A 20,481-nucleotide genomic window follows, 5' to 3' on the forward strand; every position below is an offset into this window, starting at 1 on the left:
GGGTCCCCTGGGTGTGGCGATGATCGGCTACGCCTTCATGGGCAAGGCGCACTCCCACGCCTGGCGCAACGTGGCCAGCTTCTTTGACGTCCCCGCCTTCGAGCAGAAAATCCTGGTGGGCAGGGACACCGCCGCGGTCTCCGAAGCGGCCGCCAAGTACGGCTGGGGCGAAACGGCGACGGACTGGCGCAGCGTGCTGGACCGGGACGACATCCACATCATTGATATTTGCGCTCCGGGCTGGCTGCACGCCGAAATTGCCATTGCCGCCCTCGACGCCGGCAAGCACGTGCTGCTGGAAAAGCCGCTGGCCAATACCCTGGCCGAGGCTGAAGCCATCACCGCAGCTGCGCAGGCTGCCCGGGCCAGGGGTGTGCAGTCGATGGTGGGCTTCAACTACCGCCGTGTTCCCGCCCTGGCCCTCGCCAAGGAGCTCATCAGTGACGGCAGGATTGGGGCGGTCCGGCAGGTGCGTGCCGCCTACCTCCAGGACTGGCTCGCTGACGAGTCCGCCCCGATGACCTGGCGGCTGACAAAGGACACCGCCGGCTCGGGGGCCCTGGGCGACATTGCCTCCCACGCCATTGACCAGGTCCTCTTCCTCCTCGGAGAGCCGGTCACCGGGGTCGCCGGCCGCCTGCAGACCTTCGTGGACCGGAGGCAAGGAGCCGGGGGGCTTGAAGAGGTAACGGTCGACGACGCCGCCTGGGCAACGCTGTCCCTCGCCTCCGGGGCGGTCGCCTCCGTGGAGGCCTCCCGGGTGGCCACCGGCCGGAAGAACTCGCTGCAACTCGAGGTCTATGGCGACAAAGGCGCCCTCATGTTCGACCTGGAGAACCTCAACGAACTGCAGTTCCTTGACGCCACGGCCCCCGCCCGGGAGCAGGGCTTCCGCCGGATCGTCGTGACGGAACCGGACCACCCCTACCTTGACGCCTGGTGGCCGCAGGGCCACATCATCGGCTGGGAACACACCTTCACCCACGAGATCCGCGACTTCCTGCTGGCGATCGACAGCGGAACCGAACCGTCGCCGTCGTTCGAGGACGGGCTGGCAGTCCAGCGCATCCTGGCCGCCGTGGAGGAGTCCGCCGCCTCGAAAAGTTCCACCATCCAACTGGCCCCTGCCACCGGGACTGCAACCGCGATTGAAGGAGCCTGACATGCCCCGCCCCTACACCTTGTTCACCGGCCAATGGGCAGACCTGCCCTTCGAAGAAGTCGCGCGCCTGGCCTCGGGCTGGGGTTACGACGGCCTGGAAATCGCCGTGTCCGGCGACCACCTGGACGCCTGGCGCTGGGACGAACCCGGCTACGTCGAGTCCAAGCTCGCCGTCCTGGAAAAGTACAACCTCAAGGTCTGGGCCATCTCCAACCACCTCAAAGGCCAGGCCGTCTGCGACGACCCCATCGACTTCCGCCACGAAGCGATTGTGGGAGCAAGAGTCTGGGGCGACGGGGACCCCGAAGGCGTCCGCCAACGCGCCGCCGAGGAAATGAAGCACACCGCCCGGCTCGCCAAGGCACTAGGGGTGGACACCGTCGTCGGGTTCACCGGCTCCTCCATCTGGCAGTACGTGGCCATGTTCCCGCCCGTCCCGGAAAAGGTCCTTGAGGCCGGCTACCAGGACTTCGCCGACCGCTGGAACCCCATCCTGGACGTCTTTGACGAGTGCGGCGTCCGCTTCGCCCACGAGGTCCACCCCTCGGAAATCGCCTACGACTACTGGACCACCGTCCGCACCCTCGAAGCCATCGGCCACCGCCCGGCGTTCGGACTGAACTGGGACCCGTCCCACATGATGTGGCAGGGCATTGACCCCGTGTCCTTCATCTGGGACTTCAAGGACCGGATTTACCACGTGGACTGCAAGGACACCAAAATCCGACAGACCGGCCGGAACACCGTGTTGGGTTCCCACCTCGCCTGGGGCGACCCCCGCCGCGGCTGGGACTTCGTCTCCGCCGGCCGCGGCGACGTTCCCTGGGAAGCGTCCTTCCGTGCCCTGTCAGCGATTGGCTACGACGGGCCCATCTCGGTGGAGTGGGAAGACGCGGGAATGGACCGCCTCCACGGCGCCCCCGAAGCCCTCGCCGCCCTCAAGAAGTTCGACTTCCCGCCGTCGAGCACCGCCTTCGACGCGGCCTTCAAGCAGTAGGCACATAAAATCCCTGCATGACCTCTTCAATCCGGAAGGCAACAACGGACGACGCCGCCACGCTGGCTGCGCTGGCGGCCGTCACCTTTCCGCTCGCGTGCCCACCCTCGGCGTCGCCCGCGGATATCGCCGCGCACCTGGCCAGCACGCTCAGTGAGCACCATTTCCAGGGCTATCTGACGGACCCCGAGGTGACCATATTGGTGATCGAGGCCGGCGGCGGCCTGCAGGGCTACAGCCTGCTGGTGAACCGGCCGGCCGCAGACCCGGACGTCGCTTCCGCGCTGAAGGTCCTGCCGTCGGTGGAACTGAGCAAGTGCTACGTGCATCCGGAACATCACGGTCTCGGCGCCGCCGCGGAACTGATGCAGGCCAGCCTTCAGGCGGCTGTGGAAACCGGCGGACGGGGCGTCTGGTTGGGGGTCAACAGCCAGAACGCCCGCGCCATCCGCTTCTATGAAAAGTCCGGCTTCCGCAAAGTGGGAACCAAGTCGTTCCGTTTGGGCAGTACGGTGGAGCACGACTTCGTGCTGGAACGCGCCGTCCCCTAACTGCTCCTTAGCTGCCGGCGCGGCCGTCTCCGAAATCATCCAGCAGCGTTTCCAGCGGCGGGCGGGGTTCGCTGAGCAGTTTGAGTCCGGGCGGGAGCCCCTCGATGCTGCCTTCGGTTTCACGTGCCCTGATGGTGACCCGGGAGGTGTCCAGCAGGACATTCTCGGCGCTGAACCCGCCCAGGGCTTCAGGCAGGATAGGCGCCAGATGGACCACCCCACGGGTGAAGTCGGGGTCGAACCGCAGCAGGATCCTGGCCAGTTGCACCGGCGCCGCAGCCGCCCACGCCTGCGGCGAGCAGGCCGTGGGGTACGGCACGGGCCCGGCATACTCGCCGCGGTCGAACCCGCAGAACAATTCCGGCAGCCGGCCGTCAAAGTGTTCGGCCGCCTCAATGAGGCCGGTGGCCACGCGCCGGGCTTCCTCGACGAACCCGTAGCGCATCATCCCGGTGGCAACCAGCGCTGAATCATGCGGCCAGACCGATCCATTGTGGTAGCTCACCGGGTTGTAGGCACCCATGTCGGAGGCGAGCGTCCGGATGCCCCAGCCGCTGAACATCTGCGGGGACATCAGGTGTTCCACCACTGACGGCGCCTTGTCCTCATCCACAATGCCGAGCCACAGGCAGTGGCCCATGTTCGAGGCGCAGGCATCCACCGGCCGCTTGTCCTTGTCCAGGGCAACGGCAAAGTAGCCCTTCTCCGGCAGCCAGAACTTGTCGTTGAAAGCCGTTTTCAACTCCGCGGCGCGCTCTGCCCAGTGCTGTTCCAGGGCCTTGTCGCCGTTCCAGAGGGCGAGCAGGGACCTGCCAATGTAGGCGGAATAGACGTAGGCCTGGACTTCGCAGAGTGCGATGGGTGCCTCCGCAAGGCTGCCGTCGGCAAAGTTGATACCGTCCCACGAGTCCTTCCAGCCCTGGTTGATGAGCCCATGGTCGTTGGGCCTGAGGTATTCCACGAACCCGTCGCCGTCGCGGTCGCCGTACCGCTCAATCCAGTCCAGCGCGCGGTCCGTGTGGGGCAGCAAGGGTTCGATGATGTCCCTGGACACTCCCCACCTGCTCAGTTCACCCACGAGGGCGGCGAACAGCGGAGTGGCGTCCGCGGTTCCGTAGTAGGCAGTGCCGCCCAGGGACAGGCCCGCCGTAACGCCAAGCCTTACTTCATGCGGAATGCGCCCGGGTTCCTCCTCCGAATCCACGTCCACTCTGGTCCCCTGGAGGCCTGCCAAAGTCTGCAGCGTACCGGCGGCCAGTTTCGGGTCCACCATAAGGCACATGTATGACGCCAGGATGGAGTCGCGGCCGAAGAGCGCCATGAACCATGGCGCCCCGGCTGCCACGGCTGCCCGGTCCGGATGGTTCTCATCAAAAATCCGGAGCGAACCCAGGTCGCTCTCGCTGCGGTTCAGGACTGCCTGCAGGTTGCTGTCCGTCACCGTGATCCGGGGAACGTTCTGCTCCCACCGGCGGTGCCGCAGGGCGCCCTCACGGTGGTGCGGAAGCCCGCCCTCTCTAAAGGGCTCATCGGGCTCCTGCCCGTTGACCAGCGGCACCACGATGACGCTCGTGGCCCATTTCCCCCGCGCCGGGACGGTGGCCCGGAAGCGAAGTCCGTCCGTGGCGACGACGGCGCCGCGGGCACGGATGGCCGACCCGCGCCGCTGCCCGTTATGGGCGCTTTCAATGACAAGCCGGCCTTCGCGGATGCTGCGCACCGCTTCTGCCCGCCGGGACGTCCGCCCGCCCTTGACGTCGAACAGATCGGCCTGGTCGGCGTCGACGAGAAGCTCGATGTCACAGTCCACGGGTTCCGACGAGTAGTTTTCGAGCGTGATGTCGTCCTGCAGGCCTGGCCCGATGTGGCGCACCTGGCGGACCACCAGCGGGCTGTCGAACCGGCCATCCGGCCACGTTGCACGGCCAACGAACGTCGCCTCGAACGGGCGGGGCCGCAGGGCCACCAGCGGCTCGCGCAGGGAGCCGTTGATGCGCAGGACCCAGTGGGAGATGATGCGCGTGTCCTGGAAAAAGGCGCCGTTGGTTCCGCCCTCTGAACTGATGTCCCCGCCGCCGGATGAAATGCAGAAGGAGGACCCTTCCACGACGGTGACAGAACCCGATTCGGTTGCGGCCGCCTCTGTATCAGCGTTCCATGCGGTCACGAATCGACTCCCTCCTCAGCGGGCTGCTGCCGCCGCGGATCCGGAAGCAGGCTTACCCCTACTGATTCTGGTGCACGCCCACAGGATGCGGAACCCCTCGCGGCACAGTCCCTTCGAGCAGGCCGGCGTACAGCCGGAGGTGGTCGCTCACCATGCGTTCCTCGCTGAACCGGTCCTCCACCGCTTTCCGGCACACGGCGCGGCTGAGCCCGGCCGCAAGCCCCACAAAGCCTGCCAGCCGCTCGATCTCCCCCAGGTATCCGGTCCGCCCGTGCTCCACGATCTCGGGTGCGGAACCGGCCGCGGTGCCGATAACAGGGGTTCCGGTGGCCAGCGCTTCGATCATGACCAGCCCGAAGGGCTCCGGCCACTGGATCGGGTTCAGGAACGCGAGCGCTTCGCCCATCAGCCGGTACTTGCTGGCATCATCCACCTCATCCACAACGTCGTCGTCCGGGCCCAGCACTGGTTGCACCATTTCACGGAAGAAGCGGGCCTCGTCCGGCTGGCGCATTTTCAATGCCAGCCGCAGCGGCAAGCCCGCCTGATGGGCGATCATTACTGCCTCCAGCAGGCCCTTGTCGGGGCATGCCCTCCCCACAAAGCACAAGTAGCCGCCGCTGCCGGACCCCACGGGAACCGAGGAGACGTCCATGCCGTGATGGATCACGCGGGTAACCGGAACGTCCGGGGCGTGGGATCCCTGGTTGCGGGAGATGGCGATGACAGCGGCGCTCCGGGCAGCAGCTTTGTAGATATCAGCCGCTTCAGGGTCAAGCCGGCAGTGGATGGTGGTGACCACCGGTGCCTGATTCGGCCGGTGGGCGAACAAAGGGCCGGCCAGCGTGTGGTCGTGGATGATGTCCGCGTCCCCCAGTCCCTCGTAAGCCCGGGCCACGTGGCTGAGTTCAGAAAGCGTAAGGTTCAGCTCGTCCGGAGCGGAGGGCCGCATGTTCGAAACCCTAGGCACCGGGCACATGCTGTCCGTTGGCGCCGCCAGGAGTACCTCGTGCCCTGCAGCCGCGAAACCCCGGGCCAGGCTGTCCACCACCCTTTCAGTGCCGCCGTACGTCACCGGCGGAACGGGGATCCACGGTCCCGCAACCAGTCCTATCCGCATCCCTGCCTCCAAGGAAATGACAGGCCGGGCTCCCAGCTGGCCGGGCAAGGTGATCCGCGGACCCTGTTCCGGTCCGCGGCTCAAAAGAGTGTGCTGCCGGCCCTGCGCGGACCGACATTCCGACTATTGCGCACGTTCGCCTGCACGACAAGCCCTACTGTGGGGTATCTAACAATGGGGCGCAGGAATGGGCTCAGGAGCTCCGGGGTTGCCTACAGCATGAAGATTGAAATCTGGTCCGATGTTGCGTGCCCGTGGTGCTACATCGGCAAGCGCCGCTTTGAAGCAGCACTTGCCGGCTTCGAGCACCGCGATTCAGTGGAAGTGAAGTGGCGCAGCTATCAGCTCGACCCCACCCTGCCCGAGCACTACGACGGGACGGAACTGGATTACCTCAGCAGCCGTAAGGGCATGCCGCGGCAGCAGGTTTCGCAGATGTTTGAACACGTCACGGAGCAGGCCAAGGCTGAGGGCCTGAACTACTGGTTTGATGCGGTGGTTGTGGCGAACAGCTTTACCGCCCACCGCCTGATCCACCTTGCGGCCGCCCACGGCAGGCAGGACGAAGCCAAGGAACGCTTGCTCAGCGACCACTTCGAGCACGGCAGGGACATCGGCAGCCGTGAGTACCTGACCTCCCTGGCCCTCGACCTTGGCATCAGCGCGGAGAAGGCGGAGGAACTGTTCACCACGGACAAGTATGCCGACGACGTCCGGCTCGATGTCAGCGAAGGCCAGGCGCTGGGCATCAGCGGTGTGCCCTTCTTCGTCATCGACCGCAAGTACGGCCTCTCCGGCGCCCAGCCCACCCCGACGTTCGCCGCCGCGCTGGCCCAGGCATGGCAGGAAGCCAATCCGTTGGTGCTGGTGAACTCCACCGACGGCGACGCCTGCGGCCCGGACGGCTGCTCCGTCTAGCTGCTTCCACCAGGCAGCGGTTTGGTGACACTTCGCGGTAAAGTGTCTGCATGCCCAGGATTTCAGCCGCCAGCAATGCAGAGCAGCGCGCGGAGACGCAGCGCCGCATCCTCACTGCCTTCGGGGAGCTCCTCTTTTCCCATGGCCTGCCCGGGCTGACCATGACTGACGTGGCCCGCCATGCAGGGGTAGGCAGGACCGCTGTATACAACTACTACGCGGACATCGAAGAGCTCCTCATTTCCTATGCCCTGGAGGAAACGGAGAAGTTCCTGTCCGAGCTCCGGGAAGCTCTTGGCCGACTGGACAACCCAGTGGAGCGGCTGGCACTGTACGTGCGCGCCCAGGTGGTGGACCTCAGCCGCCGCCACCTGCCGCCGGGGCCGGCGATGGGAGCCGTATTGTCGCCGTCGTCCTTCGCCAAGCTCGCTGACCACGTGGGCGAGCTGAGCATCCTGTTGCAGGGCATCCTGAGCGACGGAATGGCGCAGGGCTACCTGCCGGCGGCGGACATCGGCCAACAGGCGCAGCTCATACTCGGCACGCTGTCCTCCAGCGCGGCCAGGGGCAGCGACGAGCCCGCGGAGCTGGAAGCCAGGGTGGCCAGGACCGTGCGGTTTATCCAGCTGGGCGCCGGAGCGAGGTTCGACGACGCCGGACGCGCCGTACGCGTAGCCCCGCTTCCCGCCGTGGCCGGCTGAGCTGCCCTGCCACTCCTGGTGCCCAGCCGGTGAAGCAACCCTGCCTGTTGGCGCAGATGGAGATCCGGCTCAGGCCGCAGGCGCAGCCTGAGGTGTCACCGGCGCCTTCTCGTCGTCGGCGACCCGGCGGCTTTCCCGCGGACAGCTCAGGGTGCCCGGCGTCTGGTCAACAAGCTCCGGCGGGGCCAGCGAGGCGTAGTCCTGGGCGAGGATCACGTCCACGCTGCCGTCTGTCCTGCCGTCCTGGAAGTAGTCAGACCCCGGCAGGTTGCGCTGGACGCTGAAGGCCGCCGCCTGGCCGGCTGCCCCGGACACCACGGCGGCAACACCCCGGTAGCCGGCGTCCACGTTGGAGACTGCCCCGACCACGAACTTCCGGGCCAGGAACTCGTCCGCCACTGACCGTGCCAAGCCGGCCCTGTTGGTGGAGTTGTAGACGTTGAGGTTGATCTTGTCGTGGGGCGTGTAGTCGAAGGTGGCGGCGGGGCAGGTGGAGACCGCCTCCTGGGCAGGCTCGGCGGCGGGGAGCTTCAGGCGCCCGTTGATGATGGCCAGGGCGGTGATGATGGCGGCAACAATCAGTCCGATGAGGATCACCAGCACCACCCCGTGCAGCACGCGGCGGCGCACCCGCGCCGTATCGTCGGCGTCGTGCCCGGCTTCGAAGGCGGCCCGCAGCTCAGGACCGGTAACAACGTGGTGGCCGTGGAGGACGCTTGCGTCCTGCTGCTTTTTCCTAGCCATCAATGACCAGCACGCGGGCGTGGATCGCCGTGCGCTGGTGCAGGGCGGTCCGGACGGCGCGGTGCAGGCCGTCCTCAAGGTAGAGGGTTCCCTGGTACTGCACCACGTGCGGGAAAAGGTCGCCGAAGAAGGTGGAGTCCTCGGCAAGGAGCGCCTCCAGGTCAAGGGTCCGCTTGGTGGTCACCAGCTCGTCCAGCCTGACCGGACGCGGGGGCAGCGCAGCCCATTCCTTGGGGGTGTTGTAACCATGGTCAGGGTAAGGGCGGCCCTCGCCCACAGCTTTGAATATCACCATGCCACCCTAGGCACCCAAAGGTTCCAGCGAAAGTAGCAGGCACACCGTCTGGCAGGTTGTAGCCAAACAGTGACCAACTTCGTCTGTGGTGCTCCCGGGCGCGCGGCAACCGGGAGTTTGCGACGCTGCTGACAGAATGGAGCCATGACAACATCCGAGTTTCCTGCCGCCTCCACGTCCGGGGAACATCACCCGGCCACGCCTCCCCTCGCGCTGCTGCTGGACGTGGACGGGCCGGTGGCAAGCCCGGTGACACGTGACGTCAAGCAGGAGATCATCTCTGATCTTGTGGCGTTGGCAGCTGCCGGCATTCCGGTCATTTTCAACACCGGCCGCTCGGATGCGTTTATCCGGGAGCAGGTGATGGAACCGATGATCGCGGCAGGCATTCCAACCGGCACCGTCATCCACGCCGTCTGCGAAAAGGGAGCCGTCTGGTTCAGCTATACGGCTGCCGGTCCCGGACCGATCCATGTGGACCGTGAATTGGCGGTACCAGCCGGCTATGGCGACGACGTCCGGCGGATGGTGGCCGAGGACTACTCGGCGCATATGTTTTTTGATGAGACCAAGCGGGCCATGGTGTCCGTTGAACAGCACATCGGGGTTCCCAGCGCCGACTACCTCGCCGAGCAGAAACTGTTTGACGCCGATGCCATGGACCTGATGGCCCGCCACGGACTGGGCGTGGTCCGCCTGGACCACCACGCCCCGGATTCCGACGACGAAGTGGACTACCGCGTGGACCCCACCATCATCTCCACGGACATTGAGTCAGTGCGGCTGGGCAAGGATCTTGGCGCCAGCCGGGCCGTGGAACTGCTCGCGGCCCAGGGCATCACGCCGCAGGCTTGGCGGACGGTGGGCGATTCCCGCACCGACTACGCCATGGCTGACTGGCTCCACCACAACGACCACGCAGTGAAGCATGTGGACGTGCGCCCGGCCGATGGCGTACCGGTTAAGCCGTACGCCGTCCTGACCGCCGCCGATCTGGGGCTCGAAGACACCGTGATCCACGACGACGCCGGCGGCGCTTTCCTGCGGAGTTGGCGCGAGGCGCTGGGTTCCTAACCGCGTTACTTACCCCGGACGGCACGGTCCGAAACCTGCTGTTTCCACGGCGCGGCTATCATGCAGGTAGAAACGCTTACTTTGACGAGCACGGAGACGACAATTACAGAAGCACCGGTACAGGACGAGGTCTACTACGGCAGCCAGGCGTCCGTCGAGGAACAATTTCATGCGGAGGTCACGTCCGCTGCGGCTGAGCAACGGCTTCGGCACCGCCCCGACGTCATCAGGCACAAAGGCCGCTATGCCCTGATCAACTACAACAGGACGCCCTACCAGGCCATGGTGGAGGACCTGCTGTTCGTGCGCAATGTGCTGGCCGATGCCGGCCTGGAGTACCTGCTGGTCCGCGGCAACAGCGACAGGCCCGTCATTGCCTTGGACTGGAAGGACCGCAAAAAGCTTCGTGCTGCCCTGGTGGAGGCCTGCCGGGACGAACCGGTGTACTCCATGACAGTGGACGCGAAAAAGAAGATTTCTGTGCTGGTGGCAGACGGGGAGCTGTCCTCCAACCGGCAGTCACGCATCTTCCGCCTGTACCGCCCCCGGGTTGAACCGGTGGGCGGCTTTGAATTCGGCCCCTCAGCGGGCGTGCAGATCGAGTTGTGGTCCTTCGAAGGGGAGGAGCTGATCCTCCCCATCGAGAACTCCCTGACCCGCAGGACCCTGCTGCGGCAGGACGCTGTACGCGGCACCGTGGAACGTTACGGCCACACCTGGCCCACCATCGAGAACATGTTCGCCGACCACGCGAGCGACATCAACTTCGACGTGGACCTTGTGTTCTCCTGGGTGGACGGCAGTTCTCCTGGGTACATTGCAGCCCGGCGCGCCCAGCAGAAGGACGTAATCCTGGGCGAAGGCGACGACCACGAGGCCCGCTTCCGCCAAATCAACGAGCTCAAGTACGCTCTGCGTTCCGTTTACATGTTCGCGCCCTGGATCCGTCGGATCTTCATTGCAACAGACTCTCCCGCTCCGGCCTGGCTTGCAGACCATCCAGCGGTCACGATCATCCGCAGCGAAGAGTTTTTCTCCGACCCCTCGGTGCTGCCCACGCATAACTCACAGGCGGTGGAGTGCCAGCTGCACAACATCGAGGGCCTGTCCGAGCACTTCCTGTACTCGAACGATGACATGTTCTTTGGCCGGCCCGTCAGCCCGGACCTGTTCTTCACCCCCGGCGGGATCACCAAGTTCATCGAGGCGGAAACCCGGATCGGCCTGGGCGAGAACGCCGCGGAACGCAGCGGCTTCGAAAATGCGGCGCGGGTCAACCGGAAGCTGCTGTGGAACCGGTTCGGACGGATCACTACCCGCCACCTTGAGCACACCGCCGCGCCCCTGCGCCGAAGTGTGGTGGCGAAGATGGAACGCGAGTTTCCGGAGGAGTTCCGCAAGACCGCGGCCAGCCGGTTCCGGGCAGCGGACAACATCTCCGTCACCAACTCGTTCTACCACTACTACGCACTGCTCACGGGCCGCGCGGTCACCCAAACGGCTGCGAAGGTGCGTTACGTGGACACCACCATGCGGACAGGGTTGAACTATCTGCCCAAGCTGCTGACCAAGCGGAATATGGACTTCTTCTGCCTGAACGACGGCAGTTTCCCCGAGGTGCACGCGGACGAACGCGCCGAACTGGTCACGGACTTCCTGGAAAAGTACTTCCCTATCAAGGCGCCCTGGGAAAAGTAGGACCTGCGGATTAGCGCCCGGACGACAATCCGGCCCGGGCGCTGCTCCGCTGCTTGGTGGTCTCCGGGATATGGATCCCTGCAGCCTCAAGCCGGCGGGCTGTCTCCTCCGGCGGAACGTACTCCCCCACCGTCGGCGAACTGCCCAGCGGGACCACCGAGTGGACGATGGTGTGCTCGTAGACATGCACCAGGTTGAAAGACTGCCCGGCGTCATGTCCGCGCGTGCCTCCCACCGGAACGTTCAGGTCCTGCGTGTAACAGCTTGCAGACGCAACGGAGACGGGAACGCCGGCAAAGCTTGCCGTGGTGGAGTAGTGCAGGTGCCCGGCCAGTATGGTCCGGACATCAGAATTGCGGACCACTGCGGCGAGTGACGCCTGGTCCCGCAGCTCAACCAGGACCGCGAGGTCAAGGACCGAAGGGACTGGCGGGTGGTGGAGCGCCAGGATGGTGCCGTCCGGGGCCGGGGTCTCCAGTTCCTGTGCCAGCCAGTCCAGCTGGGAGGCGCTCAGTTCGCCGTGGTGGAAGCCTGGCACTGATGTGTCCAGGGTGATGACGCGCAGCCCGTTGACGAAATAGCTGTGGTCCACGGGAGCATCATTGCCTGGCTGGTCCAGCAGGCCCTTCCGGAAGTTGGCCCGGTTGTCGTGGTTTCCCATGGCCCAGATGACTTCGGCACCCAGTTCCGCGCACGCGGGCTCCACGATGGCCCGCAGTTTCACGTAGGCTCTCGGATCGCCCTTGTCTGCAAGGTCGCCGGTGAAAATTACAGCCTCCGGCCGCGCTCCTGACGCCTTGACCTCTTCGAAGAGCTGGACAAGCCTCGCTTCGCTGTCAACGACGCCGTACAGGGGGTCCGGACCTCCCATCAGGTGGGGATCGCTCAAGTGGAGCAGGAAGTGGCGCGGCCGGGGATGCTCGGCCTCGATGTGTCCCATTGCTACCTCTGTGGTCGGTGGGAAACGGCGCTTCCCTTCTACCCTTCAGTAAGGTTTATCCAATCAGACATTTGGCAAACTTTGGGTGAATCGCCGAGGCCCGTGTGGAAAAAGATAAAAGAACCGGGCCATCGGAAAGATAATTCGGGAAAGCGTGGGCTTTAACCGCGGCCAGGTCCTGCCGCCCGCTTCGCACCACCTTCGCCTCCGTGTCCCTGAACTTGCCGGAGTCAGCCGCGGGGCTGGTGTTCAGGGTCAGCGGGATCGCGAAGGAGGGCGTCACAGGTTTCGTCCTCAGGAAGTTGTTCACCGGCTGGCCCTGCGACAACTGCTCCAGGGGAAGGGTCTGGCGTCTCCGAAGTTGGCTCCGCCGGGCAGGTTTCCGGCGCCGGCGTTGCTGCCGGTTCCGTGGGGTCGACCGGCGGCGTTGCTGCCGGTTCCGTGGGGTCGACCGGCGGCGTTGCTGCCGGTTCCGTGGGGTCGACCGGCGGCGTGGCCGACGGCGTCGGCGTGGTCCCGGCCGGCGTGGTCCCGGCCGGCGCCGTCTCAGTCGGCGCAGTCCCTGTCGGCGCAGTCCCTGTCGGCGCAGTCTCAGTCGGCGTGGTCCCGGCCGGCGCAGTCTCAGTCGGCGTGGTCCCGGTCGGCGCCGTCTCCGTCGGCCCAGGTTTAGGAGGCGCCGTCTCAGTTGGGGCCGTTTCAGCAGGCGGCAGCGAGGGAGTCGGGGACGCCCCAGACGGCGGCGTGGGCGAACTGGGTGCCGCCGTCGCCGGATGACTCGGTGTTATGGGCGTCGTCGGCAAACTCGGTGTGCCGGAGGGGGACGGTGTGTTCGGTGAAGGCGCCGGAAGATTGCGTGCCGGCGCGGTCACCTCGGTACGCCACGGAACTGGCGGGGAGGTTGGCCTCGCAGGATGTCCTGCGTGGCCCGCGCCCCCATGGGATTCGTCGTGACCATCGTGCAGTGGAAGCGCCCAACGGATTGTCCCTTGGGAGGGCGAACCGAACCCGGGCAGGTAGCTCCGCATCTCCCCGGATCCACTGCCGGCGACGGGCCGGGCGGGCATCAGGCCCCACGTCAGCGGGCTGGTGTGCCGGCCGTCGAGGATCGTTTCGAAGTGCAGGTGACATCCCGTTGACCATCCGGTGCTGCCCACTTCGCCGAGGATTTGTCCGGCGTGAATCTCATCGCCGGTACGGACCCCGATGGCGTCCAGGTGGTTGTAGGTGGTGATAAGGCCGTTGCCGTGGTCTATTTCCACCCTGTTGCCGCCTCCCCAGGGGTGCCAACCCGCTGCGCGCACCAGTCCTGAGTCCGCCGCGTAAACACTTGTTCCGCAGGGCGCTGCGTAGTCCTGCCCCAGATGGAAATCACCGGCGGCCCCGGACAGCGGGCTTACCCGGAAACCGAAGGGTGAGCTCGCATTGAGCAAAGCCAGCGGCGCCATCAGGAACCCGGCCGGCGGCCGGCCGAAACCTGTTGTGCCCACCTTCAGCGAGGGGTCTTCCCCGCGGTAACCGCCAATTACAGCGTGGGGAAACGTAACGCGCTCTTCCGGAGCGGTGAAAGCGGCAGGCTGCAGCATCCCGGCTCCGACCCTGTCCGACGTCAGTTTGTCCGCCTTACCCCCACTGGACGACGCTGTCCCAGCTGCCAACGCAACCGTGGTGCCCGGGGTGGCCTGCTCACCGGCACTGCCGGAAAGGTTGAGGGACCAGATGGACAAGGCAACAGCACCAGTGGCAGTCAGGGCACGCACAACCGAAACGTTAGGACGGCGCACGTCTGTGTGCTTACCCGATTTTTGATGATTCCCCAATGCCTGTCTCCATAACATAATCACCCGCCCGCGTCCTGACGGTATCTCCCATGGGACCACAGCACCCGTAGCCTGTGAACCCCGTTTCATGGTGCCGTTGACAACTTGAGAAAACCTTGCGGTACGGTGCGCCGCAGGGGCAGCGCCGCCTGCTCTCCTTGGGGCGACAATGTTATATGCGGAGCTTCCTTCGGAAATTGCAGGACGAGCTTAAGAAAACCTTTACGGGCAGGGCGGACCAGGTACCGGACTGGGTTCCGAAACTGGCGGAGGGGGACGATCCGGGATACCACCTGCCAGGATCCGCGGTATGGGCGGTGCACGGGTCCATGTCGCCTATTGTTGCCGGCATCCGGACGCTGCTGATGCAGTCCCTTCATCCCGGAGCCCTCGCCGGCGTCCACGAACATTCGAACTTCCGCGAGGATCCCCTGGCCCGCCTGGCTGCCACGATCCGCTGGATTTTCACTGTTACCTACGGCTCCAAGGCTGCCGCAGAAGAGGCTACCCGTCGGGTGCGGCGCCTGCACGATCCGGTGCAGGGCAGCTTTGTGGACAACGAGGGAACGCCGCGCGACTACAGCGCCAATGATCCGGAACTGGCCCGCTGGATCCACATCGCGTTCACGGACGCGTTCCTCACGGCCCATCAGTTGTGGGGCGGCCCTATCCCCGGCGGCCCGGACGCCTACGTTCGTGAGTGGGCCCAGGCCGGCAGGTTGATGGGCGTACAGGATCCGCCACTGACAGAAGCGGACATGCGGGCACAGCTGGACCGGTTTTTCCGGAACGGGGAACTTCGAGCGGACAGCCGGGTGGCAGATACTGTGGCATTCATCCGCAATCCGCCGCTGCACCCCATGCTTCGGCCCGGCTACCGCGTCCTGTTCGCGGGTGCGGTGTACAGCCTGGAACCGAAATACCGCCGGATGCTCGGACTGTCGGTACCGCGGCTCGGTCCGTTCCCGCTGCCGGTAAGGCTGGCTACGAAGGCGGTGCTCGGCGTCGTACGCCTTGCTTTGGGCCGCCGCGGGCCGAGCGAGCTGGCCGCCCGCGAACGGCTGCGGCGCCTCGGGCTTGCAGAGCCGAACGGGTCGGGGTTCGCGAAGAAGGGGTAAAACGAAAGAACCCGGTCCCGGCTCTGCCGGGACCGGGTTCTTTACCGGCGGAGAATGGGGGATTTGAACCCCCGAGGGCGTTAACCCAACACGCGTTCCAGGCGTGCGCCATAGGCCGCTAGGCGAATTCTCCAGCTGCTTCTGAATCAAAAGCAGATACTAGATTACCTGAACTTTTCCGCTTCGCCCAATCGGGGCTCCGGCGCATGTGCGAAAAGGGCTTCGGCCCGGTTGGATAAGGGTTCAGAGCCTGGGCTTAACGCCAGAAATGGACGCCCCCAATGCGTCCATTCCACCGGAACACCGTTGAGCTGCCGGGTCCGGGTCCATTCAGCCAGGCCCCGCAGCTCACAATCTTGAAATTGCCCCAATCGGTGTACATACCCATGATCGTGGGTGCCGGCTGGATAAGCAATGAATTTCCGCGCAAGCCCGGTTCTTAGGGCACCATGAGTGTTATGACTGAGCTGCACGCTTTAGTGATTTATGTTCCCGGAACCCATACGCAGCAAATCCTCAAGGCCATCGGTGACGCCGGAGCGGGCCGGATCGGGAACTACTCCCACTGCTCCTATGTTTCCCCTGGAACTGGCCGCTTCACTGCGCACGACGGCGCCGCCCCTTATCTCGGGCGGGTTGGAGCACCCGAGGAAGTGCCGGAGGACCGGATTGAGTGCGTGGTTGAACGGCCCGCGCTTCCTGCGGTGATAGCTGCTTTGCGCGCCGCGCACCCCTACGAGGAACCGGCTTTTATGAGCTGGCAGGTTGAGGGCTGGAGGCAGCCGGGCGTCGATTCGAGTCAGGCCTGAAGTTCGGGTAAAGTAACTGGCGGCCCCTCATGTGGCGTCATCCTGTTGAACTCCCCCAGGACCGGAAGGTAGCAAGGGTAAATGGGCTCTGGCGGGTGCATGGGGGGTCTTTACTATTCCCCCACAGGGCGGCGTACTGTCAGCCCGGATTGGTAGGGTTTTCACTGTGACAGTTACTACCGCCCTTTACCGCAGATACCGTCCAGATTCGTTCGCTGACGTTATCGGGCAGGAACACGTCACCGAGCCGCTCATGACGGCTTTGCGTAAAAACCGGGTCAACCACGCGTACCTTTTTTCGGGTCCCAGGGGCTGTGGCAAAACCACGTCGGCGCGCATTCTGGCCCGTTGCCTGAACTGCGCCCAAGGCCCCACGGACACCCCCTGCGGTACCTGCCCCAGTTGTATTGAGCTGGCCCGGGGCGGCTCCGGATCCCTGGATGTTATTGAAATTGACGCGGCGAGCCACGGCGGCGTGGATGACGCCCGGGACCTCCGCGAGCGGGCAACGTACGCCCCCGTCCGGGACCGCTACAAGATCTTCATTATTGACGAAGCCCACATGGTCACCTCGGCCGGCTTCAACGCTTTGCTGAAGATCGTCGAAGAACCGCCGGAACACATCAAATTCATTTTTGCCACCACGGAGCCGGACAAAGTCATTGGCACCATCCGCTCGCGCACGCACCATTACCCCTTCCGGCTGGTGCCGCCGGAGCCGCTTATGGCCTACCTGGAACTTCTCTGCAACCAGGAGAACGTTCCGGTCGCCCCCGGGGTGTTGTCACTCGTGATCCGTGCCGGCGGCGGCTCGGTCCGCGACTCCCTGTCAGTCCTGGACCAGCTGATGGCAGGCGCCGGCCCCAACGGCCTGGACTACGAACTTGCCGTCGCGCTGCTCGGCTACACTCACGCATCCCTGCTCGACGACGTCGTGGAGGCAGTCGCTGCCGCGGACTCCGCCACTGTCTTCCGTGCCGTGGACAGGGTTATCCAAACCGGCCATGACCCGCGCCGCTTTGTTGAGGACCTGCTGGAGCGCTTCCGCGACCTCATCATCGTCCAGGCCATGCCCGAAAGCGCCCAGACCATTCTTCGGGGCATGCCCGCGGACCAGATTGCGCGGCTGAAGAACCAGGCGCACAACCTGGGTGCGGCGGAGTTGTCCCGCGCTGCCGATGTCACCAACACGGCCCTGACCGAGATGACCGGCGCCACCTCCCCGCGGCTGCACCTGGAACTCCTCTGCGCCCGGATCCTGCTGCCCAGTTCAGAGCAGAACGAGCGCGGGATGGCAGCCCGGATAGACCGGGTAGAGCGCCGGCTTAACTATGCGGGGAACGACGTCGGCGCTCCCGTTGCCACAGCTCCGGTGCAGCAGTCTCCGTCCGCCGGGGACAATGCTCCCGCGCAAGCGGCGCCGGAACCGGCCATACCCGCCCGGGCAGTTGCCGAACCAGCAGCACCCGAACCCGCACGGCCCGCGGCATCCCAGTCCGCCGCTGCCCAGCCAGCCGGTCAGCGGCCCGCGGCAACTGCAACCGTCCCTGCACAACCGCCGGTACATGCAGCATCAGCCAGCCCGGCCGAGGCCGACGCCCGCGCCCCGTTGACCCCTCCCCGCGTCAGCACCAGCGACTGGCCGGTCGATCCCACAACGGAACCCCGCTCCGGCAGCACCGGTTCCCGCCCTGGCCCGGCACGCCCCGCGGCCGCAGCTCCCAAAGAGGGCCCCGCAGCAAGCCCGGTGAGCGGGATGCCGGCACAGGGCTCGGGCCAAGCTTCGGCTCCGGCTGCCCAGCCCGCGCCTGCTGTCCGCCCCGAACCGGCCACTGCCACGCCAGCTCCGGCCGGGGCCCCTGCCGCCATGGGCGACGTCGAAGTGCTGCGCAGGGCGTGGCCCGATGTCCTGCAGACGCTGTCCAGGATCAAGCGCAGCACCTGGGCGCTCGTTGAACCCAACGCACAGGTCAGTGCTTTCGACGGCCAGACTCTCACGCTTTCGTTCGCCACTTCCGGGCTCGCCGGCGCTTTTGGCCGGGCTGACCACTCAGAGAACCTTCGGCAGGCGATCCATAAAACCGTAGGCATCGACTGCCAAATCAACGCGGTGGCTGGCGGTAATGCCAACCGGACGAGCTCTGAACCAAACCCAAAAGCACCCGCCAGCCGGCAGGCCCCGGCAACTACAACTGATCCAGGCGCTTCAACTGCCGGGGCCACATCGGCTGACGTCGCCTGGGGGCTGGCACCTGCCCCTTCCCCGGCACCAAATGCACCTGAATCTTCCGCGTCCGCAGGTCCGGGCCAAGGCCATGCCCGTGTCCCGGCACAGACCGTTCAACCGGCGCAGGGGCGCGGTACACCCTCGCCTGCCGGGCCTCCCCCAGCGGCCCCTCGCCGACCTGGAGGAGGAACGGGGTCCACACTGTTCCGGCCCCCGGCCAACCCCGAGTCCGGCAGTAACACTTCACAGGCTGAGTCCATACCTGTTGGTGAACGCGGTGCTGCCGCAGAGTCCTCCCGGGAGGTACCTGCACCTGTTGCCGGCGGATCCCCCGCTCAACAGCCGGGACCGGGCGGCTCTTTCCAGGCTCAACCTCCGGCGGAATCTTCGGCCGTCCCTCCGGCCCAGGCTGACCCGTACAGCGGCTCCGCAGGCGACTACTCCTACTCTGACGACGATTGGGGTCCGCCCCGGGACGAGGACGCACCCCCGCTCGAGGAGGAACCTCCCATGGACTGGGTTCCTTCCGCCCGGGCCGGCGGCCAATCCCTTCCCGCGGCAACTGGCGGCACTTCCGCGGTGCCCAGCCCAGGTCAACAGCACACAAGGCCCGGCGCCACGGCGGGCACGCCAACGCCGCCTGCCGAGGCTCCGGCGATGGCCGCCCCGGGCGTGGATGCCTCGGATCCGTGGACGCGCGCCGTTGAACAAGCCCCGGGTGTTTGGGTGATTGGAGAAGCCAGCAACGTGGGCAGGAATGTGTCTGCCGTCCCGCCGGAAGATAAGGCAGTTGCTGCACCCTCAGCAACACGCTATGAGCCGGCTGCCGCCCAGGTTCCGCCTTCCATCCCTGTCAGCAGGGCGGGTTCTTCGGTGGATGCCGAATGGGGTTTGGTTCCGGCTGCTGCCCCGCCCGTAAGCCTGGGCACCAGGGCGACGGTCGCTGAACCGGCCGCCCCAAGCCCCGTACCAGCCAGCGCGGCGCCCCCAAGTACAGTTCCTTCGGACCCTGTTCCCGGAGGGTCGGCTCCGGTGCCGGTACGGGAGTACGCCATGGCTTCAGCCGCACCTGCAGCTGCCCCCGCCCGCACGGCTCCTGCGGTTCCTCCCGCCCCTGCTGTACCCGCCCGCACTGTTCCTGCAGCTTCTCCTGCTTCCGCCGATTCTCCTGCTCCAGCAGGCACCCGGCAGAGCCTTTACCAGCGCCTGTCCAACAGCCCGGAGGCGGAGGCAGGGCGGGCAAAGGCTCCTGCCCGGGCCGTTCCCGCAGCTGCCGCCTACGTACAGGACGTGCCCAGCGCCGACGATGAGACCATTGAGGAATCGGGGGTGTTCGGCCGTGCCGCCGTGGAACGTATCCTGGGCGGAAAGCTGATTGAAGAGCGGTCCCTCGACGGAAATCCCGTTTCGTCCCGCTACTGATCCAACAACTGTCTACCCCTAGCTAAAGAGGAATATCGTGTACGAAGGTGCTGTCCAAGAGCTGATTGACGAGCTTGGACGCCTTCCCGGCGTGGGCCCGAAATCCGCACAGCGGCTGGCGTTCCACATCCTCGAAGCGGACCCGCAGGACATGAAGCGGCTGGTGGAGGCCATCACCTCCGTCAAGGAACGGGTCAAGTTCTGCACCGTCTGCGGCAACGTCACCGAGCAGGAACAGTGCAACATCTGCCGCGATCCACGGCGCGATCCCGCTGTGATCTGCGTGGTGGAGGAATCCAAGGATGTACTTGCGGTGGAACGCACCCGTTCGTTCCGGGGCAGGTACCACGTGCTGGGCGGGGCCATCAATCCGATCGCCGGGATCGGGCCGGAACAGTTACGGATCCGGGAACTCCTGACGCGGTTGAACGACGGCGCTATCCAGGAAGTCATCATCGCCACGGACCCCAACCTGGAAGGGGAAGCAACAGCCACCTACCTGGCCCGGATGCTGAAGACGATCGGAATCACCGTGACCAGGCTCGCGTCCGGGCTGCCGGTGGGCGGGGACCTCGAGTACGCAGACGAGGTCACGCTGGGACGTGCCTTTGAGGGCCGCCGCAACGCCCTGACCTGAGGACTTGGACCACGTGGCTTCCGGGAAGGGGTCGCGCCTGGTTAGGGACTGCGGCTGGACAGGCCCCATCCCTCTTCCGGGTCA

17 protein-coding genes, 1 tRNA gene, 1 other RNA gene and 1 pseudogene are annotated in these 20,481 nt (G+C 65.8%); 12 read left to right on the top strand and 8 right to left on the bottom strand.

Features of this window, described 5'->3' with window-relative positions; translation table 11 throughout:
- Positions 1–19: 19 nt before the first annotated feature.
- From AC5RT4_RS12645 to AC5RT4_RS12655, 3 genes are read left to right on the top strand one after another with little or no spacing between them, the layout of a single operon-like run.
- Positions 20–1,162, top strand: a complete 1,143-nt coding sequence (locus AC5RT4_RS12645) for a Gfo/Idh/MocA family protein (RefSeq protein WP_494040792.1) — start codon at positions 20–22, stop codon at positions 1,160–1,162.
- Position 1,163: 1 nt separating this feature from the next.
- The gene (locus AC5RT4_RS12650; protein ID WP_494105959.1) at positions 1,164–2,159 is read left to right on the top strand and encodes a sugar phosphate isomerase/epimerase family protein; all 996 of its coding nucleotides are present in this window, start codon (positions 1,164–1,166) and stop codon (positions 2,157–2,159) included.
- Between the two features lie 17 nt (positions 2,160–2,176).
- The gene (locus AC5RT4_RS12655) at positions 2,177–2,710 is read left to right on the top strand and encodes a GNAT family N-acetyltransferase (protein ID WP_494040663.1); all 534 of its coding nucleotides are present in this window, start codon (positions 2,177–2,179) and stop codon (positions 2,708–2,710) included.
- Positions 2,711–2,717: 7 nt separating this feature from the next.
- Here the strand turns inward: AC5RT4_RS12655 and AC5RT4_RS12660 are convergent, their stop codons facing one another.
- Together AC5RT4_RS12660 and AC5RT4_RS12665 are read right to left on the bottom strand one after the other, a co-directional pair.
- Positions 2,718–4,877 (bottom strand): amylo-alpha-1,6-glucosidase, encoded by a 2,160-nt coding sequence (locus tag AC5RT4_RS12660; RefSeq protein ID WP_494105960.1) that lies wholly within the window; start codon positions 4,875–4,877, stop codon positions 2,718–2,720.
- A gap of 58 nt (positions 4,878–4,935) precedes the next feature.
- Positions 4,936–5,997 (bottom strand): glycosyltransferase family 4 protein, encoded by a 1,062-nt coding sequence (locus tag AC5RT4_RS12665; RefSeq protein ID WP_494105961.1) that lies wholly within the window; start codon positions 5,995–5,997, stop codon positions 4,936–4,938.
- Between the two features lie 219 nt (positions 5,998–6,216).
- Between AC5RT4_RS12665 and AC5RT4_RS12670 the strand changes: the two genes are divergently transcribed.
- Both AC5RT4_RS12670 and AC5RT4_RS12675 read left to right on the top strand, forming a co-directional pair.
- Positions 6,217–6,915, top strand: coding sequence for a DsbA family oxidoreductase (locus AC5RT4_RS12670; protein WP_494105962.1), 699 nt, complete (start codon positions 6,217–6,219; stop codon positions 6,913–6,915).
- 50 nt (positions 6,916–6,965) lie between these two features.
- Positions 6,966–7,616: a TetR/AcrR family transcriptional regulator gene (locus AC5RT4_RS12675; RefSeq protein WP_494105963.1), complete on the top strand. Its 651-nt coding sequence runs from the start codon at positions 6,966–6,968 to the stop codon at positions 7,614–7,616.
- A 69-nt stretch (positions 7,617–7,685) separates the two neighbouring features.
- Here the strand turns inward: AC5RT4_RS12675 and AC5RT4_RS12680 are convergent, their stop codons facing one another.
- A complete protein-coding gene (locus tag AC5RT4_RS12680) occupies positions 7,686–8,360 on the bottom strand; it encodes a LytR C-terminal domain-containing protein (protein WP_494105964.1) in 675 nt (224 codons plus the stop codon).
- Positions 8,353–8,652 carry a type II toxin-antitoxin system VapB family antitoxin gene (locus tag AC5RT4_RS12685; RefSeq protein WP_170850843.1) on the bottom strand — a complete coding sequence of 100 codons (300 nt, stop codon included), beginning with the start codon at positions 8,650–8,652 and terminating at the stop codon, positions 8,353–8,355. The genes AC5RT4_RS12680 and AC5RT4_RS12685 overlap by 8 nt, the downstream gene beginning before the upstream one ends.
- 147 nt (positions 8,653–8,799) lie before the next feature.
- Between AC5RT4_RS12685 and AC5RT4_RS12690 the strand changes: the two genes are divergently transcribed.
- Together AC5RT4_RS12690 and AC5RT4_RS12695 are read left to right on the top strand one after the other, a co-directional pair.
- Complete coding sequence (locus AC5RT4_RS12690; protein ID WP_494105965.1) at positions 8,800–9,729, top strand: hypothetical protein; 930 nt, start codon at positions 8,800–8,802, stop codon at positions 9,727–9,729.
- A gap of 60 nt (positions 9,730–9,789) precedes the next feature.
- Complete coding sequence (locus AC5RT4_RS12695) at positions 9,790–11,427, top strand: stealth conserved region 3 domain-containing protein (RefSeq protein WP_494105966.1); 1,638 nt, start codon at positions 9,790–9,792, stop codon at positions 11,425–11,427.
- 10 nt (positions 11,428–11,437) lie between these two features.
- On the opposite strand, the gene AC5RT4_RS12700 is transcribed toward AC5RT4_RS12695, so the two are convergent.
- The 3 genes and pseudogenes from AC5RT4_RS12700 to AC5RT4_RS12710 all read right to left on the bottom strand — a co-directional run.
- Positions 11,438–12,367, bottom strand: coding sequence for a phosphodiesterase (locus AC5RT4_RS12700; protein ID WP_494105967.1), 930 nt, complete (start codon positions 12,365–12,367; stop codon positions 11,438–11,440).
- A gap of 696 nt (positions 12,368–13,063) precedes the next feature.
- Positions 13,064–13,249: a hypothetical protein gene (locus AC5RT4_RS12705; RefSeq protein ID WP_494105988.1), complete on the bottom strand. Its 186-nt coding sequence runs from the start codon at positions 13,247–13,249 to the stop codon at positions 13,064–13,066.
- A 257-nt stretch (positions 13,250–13,506) separates the two neighbouring features.
- Positions 13,507–14,274 (bottom strand): annotated as a pseudogene (locus AC5RT4_RS12710) (M23 family metallopeptidase); the annotation flags it as partial.
- A gap of 86 nt (positions 14,275–14,360) precedes the next feature.
- Between AC5RT4_RS12710 and AC5RT4_RS12715 the strand changes: the two are divergent.
- The gene (locus AC5RT4_RS12715) at positions 14,361–15,302 is read left to right on the top strand and encodes an oxygenase MpaB family protein (protein ID WP_494105968.1); all 942 of its coding nucleotides are present in this window, start codon (positions 14,361–14,363) and stop codon (positions 15,300–15,302) included.
- Positions 15,303–15,350: 48 nt separating this feature from the next.
- On the opposite strand, the gene AC5RT4_RS12720 is transcribed toward AC5RT4_RS12715, so the two are convergent.
- Positions 15,351–15,435, bottom strand: a tRNA-Ser gene (locus AC5RT4_RS12720).
- Between the two features lie 325 nt (positions 15,436–15,760).
- On the opposite strand from AC5RT4_RS12720, the gene AC5RT4_RS12725 reads away from it, so the two are divergent.
- The 4 genes from AC5RT4_RS12725 (at position 15,761) to recR (ending at position 20,397) form a co-directional block, all read left to right on the top strand.
- Positions 15,761–16,111 (top strand): hypothetical protein, encoded by a 351-nt coding sequence (locus AC5RT4_RS12725; RefSeq protein WP_494105969.1) that lies wholly within the window; start codon positions 15,761–15,763, stop codon positions 16,109–16,111.
- Positions 16,112–16,129: 18 nt separating this feature from the next.
- Positions 16,130–16,226: signal recognition particle sRNA small type (gene ffs, locus AC5RT4_RS12730), an RNA gene on the top strand.
- A 51-nt stretch (positions 16,227–16,277) separates the two neighbouring features.
- Positions 16,278–19,760, top strand: coding sequence for a DNA polymerase III subunit gamma and tau (locus AC5RT4_RS12735; RefSeq protein WP_494105970.1), 3,483 nt, complete (start codon positions 16,278–16,280; stop codon positions 19,758–19,760).
- Positions 19,761–19,797: 37 nt separating this feature from the next.
- A complete protein-coding gene (gene recR / locus AC5RT4_RS12740) occupies positions 19,798–20,397 on the top strand; it encodes a recombination mediator RecR (RefSeq protein WP_256249526.1) in 600 nt (199 codons plus the stop codon).
- Positions 20,398–20,481: the final 84 nt, after the last annotated feature.

It is taken from the genome of Arthrobacter sp. sptzw42 (assembly GCF_059089685.1).